The following is a 15,105-nucleotide window of genomic DNA, read 5'->3' on the forward strand; positions in this document are numbered from 1 at the left end:
GGCCGATTTTCGTTCGGCGCCACCACTTGGCTGGCGGCGGTCTGCTGCCTGCCGACCCCACCGTCAACGAAAGGGGTGTCCGTGCGACACGGCGCTCGTCCCAAGAACCGGCTGATCCGGTATGCGGCGGTGACGGCGCTCGCCGCCGCCCCGCTGGTCACTCTGGCGTCGGTCGGCCAGGCGGACCAACTCGCCCCGCCGCTCGGCCCGTGCGTCGGCGACTGTCCGAACCCGTTCCCGCCGGTCCACAACGGTCCCGCCGCCGGCACCGACGACACGATCAACATCTTCGTCGGCGGCAACTACCGGGTGGAGGGCCGCTCCGCCGAGGCCGAGGGGAAGATCGTCACGGTCAAGGACCTCACGGTCGACAAGAACGGCGGCGGCCTGTTCAACATGGGCGTGGTCGGCGTCGGCTCGCAGGTCGCGCCGCCGCCCGGCACCGACCACGTGACGGTCGGCGGCGCGGTGGACGTCGTCACCGGCAACCGGGTGCAGCTCGGCGGCGGCGACCCGGCCCGCTGGGGCAACCTGGCCTACGGCACCACCGAGAGCGGCACCCTGGAGTTCTCCGGCCCCGGCGCGGCCCGCCAGGACCCGGCGGCGATCGACCCGTTCCGCGGCCTCACCACCGTCGTCGAGGACCACTCGGCGTGCATGGCCGAGCAGACCGCGACCGGCGAACTGACCGTCAACGGCAACCTGTACACCTTCACCGGTGACGGCCACAGCACGCGCCAGGTCTTCAACGTGAACCGGAACATCGGCAGTGCCACGGCCGCCGCCGACATGGTGTTCGCCGGCATCCCGGCCGGTGCCACGGTGATCGTCAACATGGTCGGCCCGGACCCGGTGCTGATCCGCACCAACACCGGCAGCGGCATCCCCGGCGACCAGCTCACCGACATGCAGCCGCTGCTGATGTGGAACTTCCCCGCCTCCACCGACGCGACCATCACCGGCGGCGCCCAGTTCCAGGGCTCGGTGATGGCCGGCAACCCGGCGGGCACCGTCACGCTGTCCAACCCGGGCACCAACGGCCGCGTCTACCTGGCCGGAAACCTGGTGCAGGGCGGCACCGCCGGGACGGAGCTGCACGCCTACCCGTTCAACGGCGACCTGCCGACCTGCGGCCAGAGCCCCAGCCCCTCGCCCTCGCCGAGCGAGTCCGAGAGCCCCTCGCCGTCGCCCTCGGAGAGCGAGTCCAAGAGCCCGCACCCGTCGCCGTCCAGGAGCGAGAAGCCCTCGGAGAGCGTCGAGCCCACCCACGGCGAGCGACCGGTGCCCGAGCCGAGCCGCAAGCCCGAAGGCCCGCTGGCGAACACCGGCAGCGGCCCGGCCGGCCCGATCGCCGGCGCCGCGGCCGTGCTGCTGGGCCTCGGCACGGCGGTGACGGTGCTGGTACGCCGGAGCCGCGGCCGTCGCCACTGACGCCCCGCGCCCGACCCGAAGAACGGCCGGAGCCCCCGTCGGGGCCCGGCCGTTCGGCCTGCCAGAGGCCAGAGCCCGGGTCAGGTGACGTCGCCGCGCCGGGCGAACCGCTCCTCGCGCCACTCCCCGGAGGCCAGCACCTCGCGCAGCGCCGCCGCCGCGTCGTACACGTCCGCCCGGGACAGGTACAGCGGGGTGAAGCCGAAACGCATCAGGTCGGGCGCCCGGAAGTCGCCGATCACCCCGCGGGCGATCAGCGCCTGGACGATCCGGTAGCCCTCCGGGTGCCGCAGCGCCACCTGGCTGCCGCGCAGCTCGTGCCGGCGCGGCGTCACCGACTCGACGTCCAGGTCCGCCGTCAGCTCCAGGAACAGGTCGGAGAGCTCCAGGCTCTTGGCGCGCACCGCCGCCGGATCGGCCAGCTCCCACACGTCGAGCGAGGCCTCCAGCGCGGCCAGGCCCAGCACCGGCGGCGTCCCGGTGAGGAACTGGGTGATCCCCTCGGCGGGCCGGAAGCCGGGCTCGAAGTCGAACTGCCGGGCGTGGCCGAACCAGCCGGTCAGCGGCTGCCGGGCGGCCGCGTGGTGGCGCTCCGCCGCGTACAGGAACGCGGGCGCGCCCGGACCGCCGTTCAGGTACTTGTAGCCGCAGCCGACCGCGAAGTCCACGCCGGCCGCGTCCAGCCGGATCGGCAGCGCCCCGGCGGTGTGGCACAGGTCCCAGACGGCGAGTGCCCCGGCCGCGTGGATCCGCTCGGTGACGGCCGCCATGTCCAGCAGCTCACCGGTGCGGTAGTCGACGTGCGACAGCAGCACCACCGCGGTGTCCGCGTCGAGCACCGCGTCCAGCTGCGCCGCCGAGTCCACCAGCACCGGCCGGGTGCCCGGGTACAGCCCGGTCAGCCCGTCCGCGATGTACAGGTCGGTGGGGAAGGCGTGCCGCTCGGCGACCAGCGCGCCGCGCCCGGGGCGCAGCCGCAGTGCCGCGCCGAGCACCTTGAACAGGTTGACGGAGGTCGAGTCGCAGACCACCACCTGCCCGGCCGCCGCACCCAGCAGGTGCGCGCCGAGCCGGTCGCCGAGGCGCCCGGGCTGGTGGAACCACCCGGCGTCGTTCCAGGACCGGATCAGGCCGGTGCCCCACTCCTCGGCGACCACCTTCGCCAGGTGGCCGGGGGTGCGGCGGGGCAGCGCGCCGAGCGAGTTGCCGTCCAGGTAGAGCACGCCCTCGGGCAGCTCGAAGTGCTCGCGCATCGGGTGCAGCGGGTCGGCGGCGTCGCGGACGACGCACTCGTCGCGGGTGGGAGGCATCGTGCGAGTTGTCACAGTTCGTTCCTGACGGACCACAGTTCGGGGAAGACGTCCTGGTCGGCGGTGTGCTTGAGCCAGCTCAGGCCGCTGGAGCCGCCGGTGCCGGGCTTGCCGCCCATGGTGCGCTTGACGCTGGAGTAGTGACGCTGGCGCCAGCGGGTGACCCGCTCGGCGGTGTCCAGCAGCGCTTCGCCGAGGCGGGCCAGGTCGGCCAGCGCCGGGTCGGTGTAGACGGTCCGCCAGGCGGCCTCGACGGTGTCGTCGTGGGCGTGGCGGGCGGCGGGCGGGGCCGCGGGTATCTCCAGGCCGCGGCGGGCCAGCACGGCCAGCGCCTCGTCGTACAGGCTGGGGGTGCGCAGCTCGGTGAACAGCTCGTCGTACTCGGCGGGGGAGTCCTGGTACATGGTCAGCAGGCGTTCGCTCTTGTTGCCGAGCAGGAACTCCAGCCGCAGGAACGCCGAGGACTGGAACCCGGACGCCTCGCCGAGCACCGGCCGGAACGCGTTGAACTCGGCGGGCGTCATGGTGGCCAGCAGGTCCCAGGAGGAGACCAGCACGTCCTGCACGTGGTGCCCGCGGCGCAGCGCGTCGCGGGCGGCGGTCAGGTCGTCCTCGCGCAGCGCGGCGCGGGCGGTGGTCCACTCGCGGTGCAGCAGGTCGAACAGCAGCTCCATCACCTGGGTGGTGACGATGAACGTGTACTCCGAGGGCTCCGAGCTGCGGGGCTGCTGGAGCGAGTGCAGCTCCGTCAGGTGCACGTACCGGGCGTAGGGGGTGGACGTGCCGCTGTCCTGCTCGCTGCCGAACCGCAGGTGGGGCCGGTGGGTCTGCCCGGTCATGGCCGGTACCTCCTGGTTCCGCCCGCTCCGGGGTGCGGCGGGCGCCACCATTGTGCGGCGCGGCGGCCTGCTCTTGAATGGGCGTCGTAGCCCGGTTGGCGGCAATGGCCTGCCGTTCGCAAGGTGCTGCGCCCCGATCGCCTGACGAACGCAAAGGAGCCGACGATGGACGCGGTGGACCGGCTGCTGCTGGCCGAACTCCAGGCCGACGCGCGGCTCTCGTACAACGAGCTGTCCCGCCGGGTGAACCTGTCCCCGCCGGCCGTCGCCGAGCGGGTGCGCCGGCTCGAGGCGGACGGGGTGATCACCGGCTACCACGCACACCTGGACCCGGCGAAGGCCGGTGCGGCGGTGATGGCCCTGGTGACGGTGCGCTGCTACGGCCCGCGCTGCGTGCTGCGTGACCCGGAGGTGGCGCACTGGCCGGAGGTGTTCCAGCTGCACCGGGTGACCGGCGGCGCGTGCTGCGTCCTGCTGGTCGGCGTCCCCGACATGCCGGCCTTCGAGCGGCTGACCGACAGGCTGGGCAGCTACGGGCAGCCGACCAGCTCGATGATCCTGTCCAGCCCCGTGCCGTGGCGGCCGATCCAGGCGTCCTGAAAGGGCCTGTCAGTACTCGTTCTTCGGGGGAGCCAGGTGTACCCCGAGGCTCTCCAGCCCGTACAGGAACATCTCCACGCCGACGGCCGCCAGCAGCAGCCCGAGCAGCCGGGACAGCACCTCCAGCGAGGTGCGCCGGCTGGCGCGCAGCAGCGGGGCGAGCAGCAGGACGGACACGCAGTCCACGGCGATCACCGCGACGTACATGGCGGCGACGGTGGAGTGCCAGCCGATGGTGTCCCGGGTGAGCGACTCGACCAGCAGCGCGGTGATCGCCAGCGGGCTGGCCACGTACGGCAGCAGCAGCTGGCGGATGCCGTCGGCGAGGGGGTTGTCGAGATGGCCCTCGTTGCTGCCGCCGCCGAGGTGGATGCCGAGCACGAGCGCGACGGCGTAGATGAAGAAGATCACCCCGCCGGCGATCTGCAGCGACTGGTCGGAGATGTGGAACAGCGCCGCCATGACGTCCGCGCTGTACGCCAGCACCAGGCCGACCACGGCGGCGACCGCCGAGGACACCAGGGTGAGTTTGCGCAGTTCGGCCGGGGTGCGGGTCTGGCTGAGCTGGGCGAAGGCCAGCAGGACCTTGGGCGGGCCGACCACGGCGAAGAAGGTGACGAAGACGGTGCTCAGGTTGATCGCCGACATGCGCCCATGATGGGTGGTCAGCGCAGGCGGACGGTGACGCCACCCTGGCGCAGTACGTCGAGGATGGCGTCGAAGTAGGAGCGTTCCTCCTCGTCGGGGCCGGTGACCCGGCGGGTGAGGGCCTGGGCGGAGACCAGGGCGTCGCGCCAGATCAGCACGAACGGCGGCTCGGGGGTGAAGCCGCCGCGCAGGACGTCGGCGAGGGCGTCGAGGTTGCTGCCGTAGTAGCCGTTGTGGGCGTGCACGGCGTGGCCGAGTTCGGCCCAGAAGGTCTTCTCGTCGGTGACCCGGTCGCCGTGCAGGACGTACTCGGGTGGCTGCGGTGCGGTGGGCATCGGGAGTCTCCCTGCGGGGTGGGGCGGGTCGCCCGGATGGGTTCGCCGGGTCGAGCGGGGGCGGTGCGCACGCTGGGATGGGCCCTACGGACTTCTCTTCCACACCAGGGGCAACACCATGACCAGTCTGCACCGCAAGGATCTCGGTCTGTTGGCACTTCGCGCGGTCGTCGGCGGTGTCCTGTTCGCGCACGGCGCGCAGAAGCTGTTCGGCTGGTTCGGCGGCGGCGGGCTGGAGGGCACCGCCGCCGCCATGGAGCAGATGGGCTTCGAGCCGGGCGAGCGCAACGCGCTGGCGGCGGGCCTGGGCGAGGCGGGTGGCGGTGCGCTGCTCGCGGTGGGCCTGGCCACCCCGGTGGCGGGGTCGGTGGTCGCCGGGACGATGGCGGGCGCGATCGCGGTGCACGCCCCGGCGGGGTTCTTCGCGCACGGCGGCGGCTACGAGTACCCGGCGCTGCTGGGCGCCTGCGGGCTGGCGCTGGCGATCACCGGCCCGGGCTGCTACTCGTTGGACGCCGCCTCCGGGCACGCGCTGGGCCGCCCGTGGCTGGGCGTGCTGGCGTTCGGGGCGAGCGCGCTGGGCGCCGTCGCGGTGGTGAAGCGCCGCCAGGACGTGGTGCGCAGGCGGGAGGCCAGGGCCGCGGACGAGGCGGCCCGCGAGAACGGCACCGGGCTCTCCTGAGCGCCGCGACGAGACAGGGAGAATCACTGATGAAGCGACAGATCCGGGTGGCCGCAGGCTTGGCGGCGGTCCTACTGGGTTCGGCGGCGCTGGCGGGCTGCACGTCGAGCGGCAAGACGTCCGGGGCGGCGACCTCGGCGGTGGGTTCGGCCGCGGAGTCGGCGCTGGCCTCGGCCACCGCCGCGCTCGGCTCGGCGGCGGCCTCGCTGGGGTCCTCCGCGCAGGCCGCGGCGTCCTCCGCGCTGGCGAGCGTCAAGGGCGGGCTGAACGTGAAGGGCGACGTGGCGCTCGGGGCGGCGACCACCGGGTCGGACGGGAAGCTGTCGGTGCCGGTGACGGTCACCAACCACGGTTCCCAGGCGGGCAAGTACACGATTCAGGTCAACTTCGACGACGCGTCGGGAAACCTGCTCGACGCGACCGTGGTGAACGTCCCGGAGGTCGCGCCCGGGGCGACTGCGCAGGCCACGGCGCACAGCAACCGTTCGCTGAACGCGCCCGTTACGCCTGTGGTGGCGAATGCGCTGCGGTACTGATCGGACACCGAACCTTAAGCGTGGCGTAAGCGTCAGATCTCGCTCTTGACGGTCGAGTTGGTCTAGTCCATTTTACTTGGCAGGTGCAGGGAGCCCCTGGGCCGGCGCCGGTGGTTCAGACCACCGGCGCCGGTTCGGCTTATCCCGGCCCTGGCGTTTGTGCAGGCCAACGCTCGATTCCCCCTGTCATGCCCCTGGCTGTGCGGCCCCACCTCGCACGGTTCGCATCCGGGTTTGTCAGGACCCCCACAACCAGGAGTCTCGCAGCCATGCTTCGTTCCGTTTCCCCCCAGTCGCCCACGCGGCGGCGCCCCAAGAGCTGGGCCGCGCTCGCGGCCGGCACGGCGGCCTCCCTGCTGCTCGGCGGCACCCTGGCCCTGACCGGCGGCACCGCCCAGGCGGCTCCCACCAACTCGACCGGTGCGCCGGCCACCAGCGGTGGCATCAAGGTGGCCTACTTCGACCAGTGGTCGATCTACACCAACGGCTACTACCTGAAGACCATGAACGACACCGGCGCCGCCGGGAAGCTCGACTACCTGATCTACGACTTCGGGAACATCGACCCCACCAACCTCACCTGTTTCGAGGCCAACAAGGCCGCCTCGCAGGACGAGAACAACCCGAACGCGGGTGACGGTGCGGGCGACTCCTTCGCCGACTACCAGAAGACCTTCGACACCACGACCTCGGTCGACGGTGTGGCCGACACCTGGAACCAGCCGATCGTCGGCAACTTCAACCAGCTGAAGAAGCTGAAGGCGAAGAACCCGAACCTCAAGGTCCTGCTCTCCATCGGCGGCTGGACCTACTCGAAGTACTTCTCCGACGCCGCGGCCACCGACGCGTCCCGCAAGAAGTTCGTGTCCTCCTGCATGGACCTGTACATCAAGGGCAACCTGCCCGTGCAGGGCGGCTACGGCGGTCCGGGCACCGGCGCCGGCATCTTCGACGGCATCGACATCGACTGGGAGTACCCGGGCGGCAACGGCCACACCGGCAACCACTCCTCCCCGGCCGACAAGCAGAACTTCACCTCGCTGCTCGCCGAGTTCCGCAGCCAGCTGGACGCCCAGGGCAAGACGGACGGCAAGACCTACAGCCTCGCGGCGGCGGTCGGCGCCGGTCAGGACAAGATCAAGTACGTCGAGACCGACAAGATCGGTCAGTACCTGACCTTCCTCGACATCATGACGTACGACATGCACGGCGGTTGGGAGGCCCAGGGCCCGACCAACCACCAGGCCCCGATCTACACCAACCCGAACGACCCGATGAACCCGGTCCCGGGCGGCGACGGGAAGTACTCGCTGGACAACGCCATCAAGGCGTACACCGTGGGTGACTCGCAGTACGGCATCCCCGGCGGCTTCCCGGCGAAGAAGATCAACGTCGGCGTCCCGTTCTACTACCGCGGCTGGACCGGCGTCACCGCCGGCAACAGCCACGGCCTGTTCCAGCCGGCGACCGGCCCGGCGGCCGGCGGCAGCTACTCGGGCAACGTCAACGGCATCAAGATGTACAAGGAGCTCAACGGCTTCGTCGACAACCCGGCCTACACCTACTGGGACGACGCCGCGAAGGCCGCGTACTTCTACGACGGCACCACCTTCTGGTCGGGCGAGAACGCCCAGTCGATCCAGGCCAAGCTGGACTACGCGCACTGCAACGGCCTCGGCGGCTCGTTCGCCTTCTCGATGTACGACCTGGGCACCCAGACCGCGCTGTTCGACAAGATGGTGAGCGCGACCAACGGCTCCGCCGCGAACTGCCCGGCCGCCCCGTCGCCGTCGGCCTCGCAGTCGGCCAGCCCGTCGCCGTCCACCTCGGCCTCGGCCTCGCCGTCGACCTCGGCCTCGCCGTCCACCTCCGCCTCGCCGTCGCAGTCGCCGACCACCGGTGCCTGCTCCGCCGCCCCGAGCTGGAACGCGGCCACCGTGTACGCCACGGCCACCAAGGTCTCCTGGAAGGGTCACTACTACACCAACAAGTGGTGGACCACCAACGAGGACCCGAGCCTGAGCGGCCAGTGGGGCACCTGGACCGACAACGGCCCGTGCTGACCGACCGCTGACCGGTAAGTAGCCCGCTCGACGAACGAGGGGCGCAGGGAGATCACTCTCCCTGCGCCCCTCGTTGCGTTGCCCCTCCCCGGTCGACCGGCCGTCAGCAGGTCAGGTCATCGGTGCGGCCGAGGGCGTCCGGTTGGGACTCCTCGATCCGGCGCAGCATCCGGGTCAGCGTGGCGGCCAGCTCGGGGCGGTCCTCGGTGGAGACGTCCTGGAGCAGGTCGGCCTCGAAGACCGCGGCCATCCGCATCAGTTCGATCCACTTGTCGCGGCCGGTCGGCGTGAGCTCGATGATCACCCGGACCCGGTTGGCCTCGTCGCGCTCGCGGGTGACCAGGCCGTCGTTGACCATCCGGTCGATCCGGTGGGTCATCGCGGCCGGGGTCAGGCCGAGCCGCTTGGCGAGCTCGCCCGGGCCGAGCCGGTACGGACTGCCGCTGAACACCAGAGCCTTGAGCACCTCCCACTCGGCGTTGGTGATGCCGAGGGTGGCCAGCTGGCGGCTGTAGGCCACGTTCATCCGGCGGTTGAGCCGGGAGAGGGTGGAGACGATGGTCTCCACCTGGGGGTCCACGGTGGGGAACTCCCGCTGGTAGAGGGCCACCTGTTCGGCGATGCCGAGTTCGGTGGCGGAGTCGGGCTCCGCTCTGCGTGCGCTCATGGGGTCATTGTTCCACGCATCGTGCAGCTGTTAAGCCTTTGACGCGTTAAGGTTTCTATGCTTAGACTTTAGCTCTGAAATCTTACGGGTTGAAGTGACGGCCACAGGGGCCGGCTTTCGGAGTCTTCGAGGGGTGCCAAGTGAAGGAGTGGGGCGGCCGACTGCGTCGCGTCCAGATCGGCAACGCGCTCAGCGCGTTCGGCAGCGGCTTCACGCTGCCGTACATGTTCGTGTACGTGGACAAGGTGCGTGGCCTTGGCTCCGTGGCGGCCGGCGCGGTGTTCACCGTGTTCGCGCTCGCCGCGTTCGCCGTGCTGCCGCTCACCGGCCGCGGCATCGACCGGTACGGCCCGCGCCCGGTGCTGCTCGCCGGCACGGCGATGGCCGCATCCGGTGCGTTCGCCTTCGGCCAGGCCGCGAGCACGCCCACGCTGCTGATCTCCTCCTTCCTGTTCGGCGCCGGTGTCACCACCTGCCAGCCCGCGCTCGCCACGATGATCGTCCGCTGCACCCGCAAGGCCGAGCGTTCCCGCGCCTTCGCGCTGCAGTTCACCCTGGTCAACCTGGGCATGGGCGTCGGCGCGCTGGTCGGCGGCCTGATCGCCCACACCGCCGACCCGGCCAGCATGACCAGGCTGTTCACCATCGAGGCGCTGACCTTCCTCGGCCTCGCCGCCGTCACCGGCACCGCGAAGATGCCCGACGCGGAGGTCGAGCCGGCCGCCGCGGCCGCTGCCGGCAGGAACGGCGGGCTGCGGACGCTGGTCGCCGACAAGGCGATGCTGCGGCTGTGCCTGCTCGCCGGGCTGATCTTCTTCACCTGCTACGGCCAGTTCGAGTCCGGCGTCGCCGCATTCGCCACCTCCACCGTCGGCCTCGCGCCCTCCACGCTGGGCCTGGCGATCGGCGCCAACGCGCTGACCATCGTGCTGCTGCAGATGTTCGTCGTCCGGATCACCGAGCGCCGCCGCCGCACCACCGCGATGGCCGCCGCCGGCGTGGTCTGGCTCGCCGCCTGGGGCATGGCCCTGGTGGCCGGCCTGATCCGCGAGGACCAGATGGCCGCGACCGTCGCCATCGTCGCGATCTACGCCCTGTTCGGCGTGGGCGAGTCCCTGCTCGCCCCCACCATGGGCCCGATCGTCGCGGACCTCGCCCCGGCCCGGCTGCTCGGCACCTACAACTCCGGCTACGCCCTGGTGAAGCAGACCGCCGTCGCGGTCGGCCCCGCCGTCGGCGTCCTGCTGGTCGGCTCCGGCACCTGGCCGCTCTACCTGGCCTCGATGGCCTTCTGCACCCTGCTGATCGTCGCCCTGGCCTTCCGCCTGCGCGGCTTCCTGACGCCCGCGCAGGACAACGTCCGGGTGCTGAACGTGCCGCAGCGCGAGCTGCGGGAGCTGGAGGCGGTGGCCTGACGTGCCGCCGGCCGCCCACTCGGGAATCTCCCCGGGTGGGCGGCCTTTTTCGCGTTCGGCGCGGTCAGCGGCGGGTGGGCATCAGGAGCGAGAAGGTGTCCTCGCGGGACGGGAAGCGGATGGCCAACGGGGCGATGGGGCCGGTCAGTTCGAGGACCAGCTGGTCGGCGCCGCCGACCGCCTCCAGCAGGAAGTCGCGGTTGACGTGGACCAGGAGCTCGGCGGGGGAGGTGCCCGGGAGGGCGTCGGCGGCGGTGGCGGTGACGGCGGTGACGGGGAAGTCGATGCCGTCCTGGGTGCGGGTCGCGGTGGACGGCTCGGCGGTGGCGAGCATGCTGTGCAGCTGGTCGGCCGTCAGGGTCAGGCGGTGGGTGGGCTCCAGGCGCAGCAGGCGGCGGTAGTCCGGGAAGTCGTGGTCGGCGCGCTCGCCGGAGAGCTCGCGGCCGGCCGCGCGGACGGTGAACTGTGCCCCGTCCAGCACGAGTTCGGCTTCGTCGGCGTCGGCGAGCAGGGCCCGGGCGGCATCCGCGAGAGCCGTCGGCAGGAGAGCGGAGGCGGCCGGGCCGTCCAGCGTAGCCGGGCAGTCGGCGACCGCCAGCCGGTAGCGGTCGGTGGCGACCAGGTGCAGGACGCCGTCCTCCGCGTCCAGGAAGATCCCCGCCACGGCGGGCAGGGCGGTGTCGGACGGGGCGGCGAAACGGACTGCGTCCAGCGCGGCGGCGAGGCGGGCGGCGGGGACGGTCAGTCGGGTCTGCGGCATGGGGAACTCCCTCGAGTCGAGCAGTGCACGGACAGTGGAGAGCTCACGGCGGGCATCGGACAGGCCGTCCTCCAGCCGGCGCAAGTGCGCGTCCAGTTCGGCACGGGCCTCGGCCGGGGTGCCGGTCAGTACCCGGGTGAGACCTGCCAGCGGCATTCCGACCCGGCGTAGGCGGGCGAGCAGCCGGGCGTCCGGAAGCTGCTCGTCCGCGTACCAGCGGTACCCCGAGTGCGGGTCCACGGCGGCCGGGACGAAGATGCCCGCGCCGTCGTAGAACCGCAGGGCGCTGACACTCAGGCCGCTGGCGCGGGCCAGTTCGCCGATGCTGCGCATTCTGTTCTCCACGCGGTAGACACTCATGCCTCGACCTGGTCGAGGGTCAAACGGTAGCCGGGAGGCTTGTGGCGGAAGTGCTGCTGGGTCGCCCGCACGTGCATGTCATCGTCGGGAGTCGCGATCTTTCCCGTGGGTGCGTTCCCCTTCGCGCAGTTCTCCCCCAGCCCTAGCGGGCTGGGAGGTGCCCCCACGCGCCCCTGTCTTCGCGCTCGCCTGCCTTTCGCGGCCGCTAGGATCGGGACATTGCGGACATGTCGTCAACTGGCGGGCGGACGGGGCGGGTATGGCGCTGGCGGTCGAGTCGCGGCGGGCGGTCGTGGGGGTCGCGGTGGGGCGGGACCGGTTCCGGTGGTGGGGGCCTGTTGGGGTGGCGGTGTTCGCGGGGGTGCTGCGGCTATGGGGGCTGCGGTATCCGAATGCGTTCGTGTTCGACGAGACGTACTACCCGAAGGACGCGTGGTCGCTGCTGCAGCAGGGCTACGAGGCGGTCTGGCCGGACAACGCGAATCAGCTGATTCTCGGGGTGCCGCAGGTGATCCCGCTGAGCCAGGCGCCGGCGTTCGTCGCGCATCCGCCGCTCGGCAAGTGGGTGATCGCGGTGGGGGAGCACTTCTGGGGTCTGCACCCGTTCGGCTGGCGGATCATGGTGGCCGTGCTGGGCTCGGTGAGTGTGCTGATGCTGGCCAGGATCGGGCGGCGGTTGTTCCGCTCGACGCTGTTGGGGTGCGTCGCGGCGCTGTTGATGGGTGTGGACGGGCTGCAGTTCGTGATGAGCCGGGTCGGTCTGCTGGATGGCATCTCCGCGTTCTTCGTGCTCGCCGCGTTCGGTTGTCTGCTGATCGACCGTGACCGCGTCCGCGGGCTGTTGCGGGCGGCGTGGGCGGAGGGCGGGCGGGCCGGGGACGAGGTGCGGCTGGGGGTGCGGCCGTGGCGGGTGGGTGCCGGGGTACTGCTGGGGGCGGCGTCTGCGGTGAAGTGGAACGGCTTGCAGATCCTGGCGGTGTTCACCGTCCTCGCTCTGCTGTGGGACCAGGCGGGGCGGCGGGCGGCCGGTGCGCACCGGGCGTGGCGGGCGATGCTGCGGCGCGATCTGTGGCCGGCCGCGCTGTCCATGGTGGGCAGTGCGCTGGTGGTGTACGTCGTGGCGTGGAGCGGCTGGCTGGCGACCACGGGCGGTTACGGTCGGCAGTGGGCGGACGGCCGGGCCGGGCTGTCCCCGGCGCGGACGCCGCTGGTGGACATCCCGTTGCCGCAGGTGTCGATGAGCTGGGTGCCGGCGCCGCTGCGCAGCCTGTGGCACTACCACGCGCAGATGTACGACTTCAATACCGGCCTGTCGTCCCCGCACACCTACCAGTCGAACCCGTGGAGCTGGCTGGTGCAGGGCCGACCGGTGTCCATGTACTGGCAGCAGGTGCCGGACGGGCAGCACGGCTGCCACTCCGCCGAGGGCTGCGCGAGCCAGATCCTGGCGCTCGGCACCCCGTTCCTGTGGTGGACGGCGTGCTTCGCGCTGGCGTACGCGCTGTACCGGTGGTTCTTCCGGCGGGACTGGCGCTCCGGCGCGATCCTGGCCGGCGTCGCCGCGATCTACCTGCCGTGGTTCCAGTACCAGCGGCGGACGACCTTCTCCTTCTACATGGTGCTGCTGGTGCCGTTCCTCTGCCTGGCCGTGGCGCAGTTGCTCGGAGCGATGCTCGGGCCGGAGGGCAGTCCGCCACGCCGACGACGGTGGGGCGCGGCCGGGGCCGGGCTGATCGTGCTGGCGATCGTCGGCTGTTTCGCGTACTTCTATCCGCTGTACACGGCGGAGGTGATCCCGATGTCCGAGTGGCGTGCGCGGATGTGGTTCACCAGTTGGATCTGAGGTGAAGTTGCTTTCCGCAGGCGGGGGTTCGCAGTTGCTGCCGGTCACCTGGCCGCTCGGTGTGGCGTGCGCGGTGCTGCTCGCGGTGGCCGCGCTGGTCGCCGGACGGGGCGGGCTCGGGCACGGGCGGGCGGTGCTGCGCGCCGGGGCGCGGGCGGCCGTGCAGCTGGCGGCCGTCGCGCTGGTGATCGCCTGGGTGGTGCGTTCGTTGTGGGCGTCCGCACTGTTCGTGCTGCTGATGTTCGCCGTCGCCGTGCGCACCGCGGGCCGACGGATGGGCGAGGGCCGGGACGGGCGCGGCGGGCGGTGGGAGTGGGCGTGGGCGGCGGTGCCGATCGCCGCCGGAGTGCTGCCGGTGCTGCTCCTGCTGGCCGTCACCGGGCTGCTGCCGCCGAAGGGCCTGAGTGTGATCCCGGTGGCGGGCATCCTGATCGGCGGGGCGCTCACCGCGACGTCGCTGGCCGGGCGGCGGGCGCTGGACGAACTGCGGCTCCGGCACGGCGAGGTGGAGGCCGCGCTGGCCCTCGGCTTCGAGGAGCGCGATGCCCGGCTGGAGATCTGCCGGACCGCCGCCGCGACCTCGCTGGTGCCCGCCCTCGACCAGACCCGCACCGTCGGACTGGTCACCCTGCCCGGCGCGTTCGTCGGCATGCTGCTCGGCGGCGCGACGCCCGTCCAGGCCGGTGCGGTGCAACTGTTCGTGCTGGTCGCGCTGCTGGCGGTGGAGGCGGTCGCGGTCACCGCCGTGCTGGAACTGGTCGGCCGGGGACTGGTCGGCGGCCCGGGCGGCAGCCGGTAAACTCGCCGGGTTGTTGAAGGGGAGTAGCCCTCCACCGGACCGTCGACATACCGGCCCGTCCCCCCGCGGACGAGCCCGGCGCCCGGGGCACCTCACGGGGTGTCGGCGAGACCTTCGGCCGCAGCGCTGTGACCATGAACCAGTGCTGCCGGGCCGAGGCGTCCCCTTCCACGGGTGCCCGGGGCCGGCGGCAACGAGACCGAAAGACCCCCGGATCCGATGAACAGCCTGACCATCGCCGCGCTCACGTTCGGCATCATCTTCCTCTCCGAACTGCCGGACAAGACCGCCCTGGCCAGCCTGGTCCTCGGCACCAAGTACCGGGCGAGCTACGTGTTCGCGGGCATCGCCGCCGCGTTCGCCCTGCAGGTCGCGCTCGCCCTGGTCGCCGGCAGCCTGCTGGCCCTGCTGCCGCAGCGCTGGGTGGAAGGCGTGTCCGGCGTCCTGTTCCTGGTCGGCGCGGGCATGCTGCTCTGGCACAAGGAGGACGAGGACGAGGAGGGCGAGGCCAAGGAACCCGCGAACAACTCGTTCTGGAAGGTCGCCGGTACCAGCTTCGTGATCGTCGCCGTCGCCGAGTTCGGCGACCTCACCCAGATCATGACCGCCAACCTGGCCGCCAAGTACGCCGATCCGCTGGCCGTCGGCCTGGGCTCCTGGCTGGCGCTGTGCGCGGTCGGCGGCATCGCCATCGTCGGCGGGCAGAAGCTGCTGCGGCACGTGCCGATGAAGGTCATCGTGCGGATCGCCGCGCTGGCGATGATCGCACTGGCCGGGTTCAGCCTGTTCAAGGCGATCACCGGCTGACGCGTCGTCG

The 15,105-nt window shown here is 71.9% G+C and carries 15 protein-coding genes; 9 read left to right on the forward strand and 6 right to left on the reverse strand.

The window, feature by feature from the left end; translation table 11 throughout:
• The first annotated feature begins 81 nt into the window (after positions 1-81).
• Positions 82-1,431 carry a choice-of-anchor A family protein gene (locus ACFYS8_RS22310; RefSeq protein ID WP_387643277.1) on the forward strand — a complete coding sequence of 450 codons (1,350 nt, stop codon included), beginning with the start codon at positions 82-84 and terminating at the stop codon, positions 1,429-1,431.
• 80 nt (positions 1,432-1,511) lie between these two features.
• On the opposite strand, the gene kynU is transcribed toward ACFYS8_RS22310, so the two are convergent.
• Together kynU and ACFYS8_RS22320 are read right to left on the reverse strand one after the other, a co-directional pair.
• The gene (gene kynU, locus ACFYS8_RS22315; RefSeq protein ID WP_387643278.1) at positions 1,512-2,741 is read right to left on the reverse strand and encodes a kynureninase; all 1,230 of its coding nucleotides are present in this window, start codon (positions 2,739-2,741) and stop codon (positions 1,512-1,514) included.
• Positions 2,742-2,752: 11 nt separating this feature from the next.
• A complete protein-coding gene (locus tag ACFYS8_RS22320; RefSeq protein WP_387643280.1) occupies positions 2,753-3,580 on the reverse strand; it encodes a tryptophan 2,3-dioxygenase in 828 nt (275 codons plus the stop codon).
• 165 nt (positions 3,581-3,745) lie between these two features.
• On the opposite strand from ACFYS8_RS22320, the gene ACFYS8_RS22325 reads away from it, so the two are divergent.
• The gene (locus ACFYS8_RS22325; protein WP_387643282.1) at positions 3,746-4,180 is read left to right on the forward strand and encodes an Lrp/AsnC family transcriptional regulator; all 435 of its coding nucleotides are present in this window, start codon (positions 3,746-3,748) and stop codon (positions 4,178-4,180) included.
• Between the two features lie 9 nt (positions 4,181-4,189).
• Here the strand turns inward: ACFYS8_RS22325 and ACFYS8_RS22330 are convergent, their stop codons facing one another.
• Entirely contained in the window at positions 4,190-4,828 is a 639-nt protein-coding gene (locus ACFYS8_RS22330; RefSeq protein WP_387643284.1) for a MarC family protein, read from the reverse strand.
• A 17-nt stretch (positions 4,829-4,845) separates the two neighbouring features.
• Positions 4,846-5,163 carry a barstar family protein gene (locus ACFYS8_RS22335; protein WP_387643285.1) on the reverse strand — a complete coding sequence of 106 codons (318 nt, stop codon included), beginning with the start codon at positions 5,161-5,163 and terminating at the stop codon, positions 4,846-4,848.
• Positions 5,164-5,281: 118 nt separating this feature from the next.
• On the opposite strand from ACFYS8_RS22335, the gene ACFYS8_RS22340 reads away from it, so the two are divergent.
• The 3 genes from ACFYS8_RS22340 to ACFYS8_RS22350 all read left to right on the forward strand — a co-directional run bounded on the left by ACFYS8_RS22340 (position 5,282) and on the right by ACFYS8_RS22350 (position 8,444).
• Positions 5,282-5,845 carry a DoxX family protein gene (locus ACFYS8_RS22340; RefSeq protein WP_387643287.1) on the forward strand — a complete coding sequence of 188 codons (564 nt, stop codon included), beginning with the start codon at positions 5,282-5,284 and terminating at the stop codon, positions 5,843-5,845.
• Between the two features lie 29 nt (positions 5,846-5,874).
• Positions 5,875-6,381: an FxLYD domain-containing protein gene (locus ACFYS8_RS22345; protein ID WP_387643288.1), complete on the forward strand. Its 507-nt coding sequence runs from the start codon at positions 5,875-5,877 to the stop codon at positions 6,379-6,381.
• Positions 6,382-6,650: 269 nt separating this feature from the next.
• Entirely contained in the window at positions 6,651-8,444 is a 1,794-nt protein-coding gene (locus tag ACFYS8_RS22350; protein WP_387643290.1) for a glycosyl hydrolase family 18 protein, read from the forward strand.
• A gap of 103 nt (positions 8,445-8,547) precedes the next feature.
• Here ACFYS8_RS22350 and ACFYS8_RS22355 read toward each other — a convergent pair whose 3' ends face one another.
• Complete coding sequence (locus ACFYS8_RS22355; RefSeq protein ID WP_387643291.1) at positions 8,548-9,111, reverse strand: MarR family winged helix-turn-helix transcriptional regulator; 564 nt, start codon at positions 9,109-9,111, stop codon at positions 8,548-8,550.
• Between the two features lie 140 nt (positions 9,112-9,251).
• On the opposite strand from ACFYS8_RS22355, the gene ACFYS8_RS22360 reads away from it, so the two are divergent.
• Positions 9,252-10,526, forward strand: coding sequence for an MFS transporter (locus ACFYS8_RS22360; RefSeq protein ID WP_387643293.1), 1,275 nt, complete (start codon positions 9,252-9,254; stop codon positions 10,524-10,526).
• A gap of 64 nt (positions 10,527-10,590) precedes the next feature.
• Here the strand turns inward: ACFYS8_RS22360 and ACFYS8_RS22365 are convergent, their stop codons facing one another.
• Positions 10,591-11,619: a MerR family transcriptional regulator gene (locus tag ACFYS8_RS22365; protein ID WP_387643295.1), complete on the reverse strand. Its 1,029-nt coding sequence runs from the start codon at positions 11,617-11,619 to the stop codon at positions 10,591-10,593.
• A 286-nt stretch (positions 11,620-11,905) separates the two neighbouring features.
• Here ACFYS8_RS22365 and ACFYS8_RS22370 point away from each other — a divergent pair, with 286 nt between their 5' ends.
• The 3 genes from ACFYS8_RS22370 to ACFYS8_RS22380 all read left to right on the forward strand — a co-directional run bounded on the left by ACFYS8_RS22370 (position 11,906) and on the right by ACFYS8_RS22380 (position 15,095).
• Positions 11,906-13,489, forward strand: a complete 1,584-nt coding sequence (locus ACFYS8_RS22370; RefSeq protein ID WP_387643296.1) for a dolichyl-phosphate-mannose--protein mannosyltransferase — start codon at positions 11,906-11,908, stop codon at positions 13,487-13,489.
• 1 nt (position 13,490) lies between these two features.
• The gene (locus ACFYS8_RS22375) at positions 13,491-14,288 is read left to right on the forward strand and encodes an ABC transporter permease (RefSeq protein ID WP_387643298.1); all 798 of its coding nucleotides are present in this window, start codon (positions 13,491-13,493) and stop codon (positions 14,286-14,288) included.
• Between the two features lie 219 nt (positions 14,289-14,507).
• Complete coding sequence (locus tag ACFYS8_RS22380) at positions 14,508-15,095, forward strand: TMEM165/GDT1 family protein (RefSeq protein ID WP_387643300.1); 588 nt, start codon at positions 14,508-14,510, stop codon at positions 15,093-15,095.
• Positions 15,096-15,105 lie beyond the last annotated feature (10 nt).

The sequence above is a fragment of the Kitasatospora sp. NPDC004615 genome (genome assembly GCF_042873545.1).
GTDB lineage: Bacteria > Actinomycetota > Actinomycetes > Streptomycetales > Streptomycetaceae > Kitasatospora.

Bases quoted from the DNA above. Each gene is read 5' to 3' on its own strand.
- ACFYS8_RS22370 (WP_387643296.1), top strand. From the start codon at position 11,906: ATGGCGCTGGCGGTCGAGTCGCGGCGGGCGGTCGTGGGGGTCGCGGTG.
- ACFYS8_RS22365 (WP_387643295.1), bottom strand. From the start codon at position 11,619: ATGCGCAGCATCGGCGAACTGGCCCGCGCCAGCGGCCTGAGTGTCAGC.
- kynU (WP_387643278.1), bottom strand. From the start codon at position 2,741: ATGCCTCCCACCCGCGACGAGTGCGTCGTCCGCGACGCCGCCGACCCG.
- ACFYS8_RS22320 (WP_387643280.1), bottom strand. From the start codon at position 3,580: ATGACCGGGCAGACCCACCGGCCCCACCTGCGGTTCGGCAGCGAGCAG.
- ACFYS8_RS22350 (WP_387643290.1), top strand. From the start codon at position 6,651: ATGCTTCGTTCCGTTTCCCCCCAGTCGCCCACGCGGCGGCGCCCCAAG.
- ACFYS8_RS22330 (WP_387643284.1), bottom strand. From the start codon at position 4,828: ATGTCGGCGATCAACCTGAGCACCGTCTTCGTCACCTTCTTCGCCGTG.
- ACFYS8_RS22340 (WP_387643287.1), top strand. From the start codon at position 5,282: ATGACCAGTCTGCACCGCAAGGATCTCGGTCTGTTGGCACTTCGCGCG.
- ACFYS8_RS22335 (WP_387643285.1), bottom strand. From the start codon at position 5,163: ATGCCCACCGCACCGCAGCCACCCGAGTACGTCCTGCACGGCGACCGG.
- ACFYS8_RS22380 (WP_387643300.1), top strand. From the start codon at position 14,508: ATGAACAGCCTGACCATCGCCGCGCTCACGTTCGGCATCATCTTCCTC.
- ACFYS8_RS22325 (WP_387643282.1), top strand. From the start codon at position 3,746: ATGGACGCGGTGGACCGGCTGCTGCTGGCCGAACTCCAGGCCGACGCG.
- ACFYS8_RS22345 (WP_387643288.1), top strand. From the start codon at position 5,875: ATGAAGCGACAGATCCGGGTGGCCGCAGGCTTGGCGGCGGTCCTACTG.
- ACFYS8_RS22355 (WP_387643291.1), bottom strand. From the start codon at position 9,111: ATGAGCGCACGCAGAGCGGAGCCCGACTCCGCCACCGAACTCGGCATC.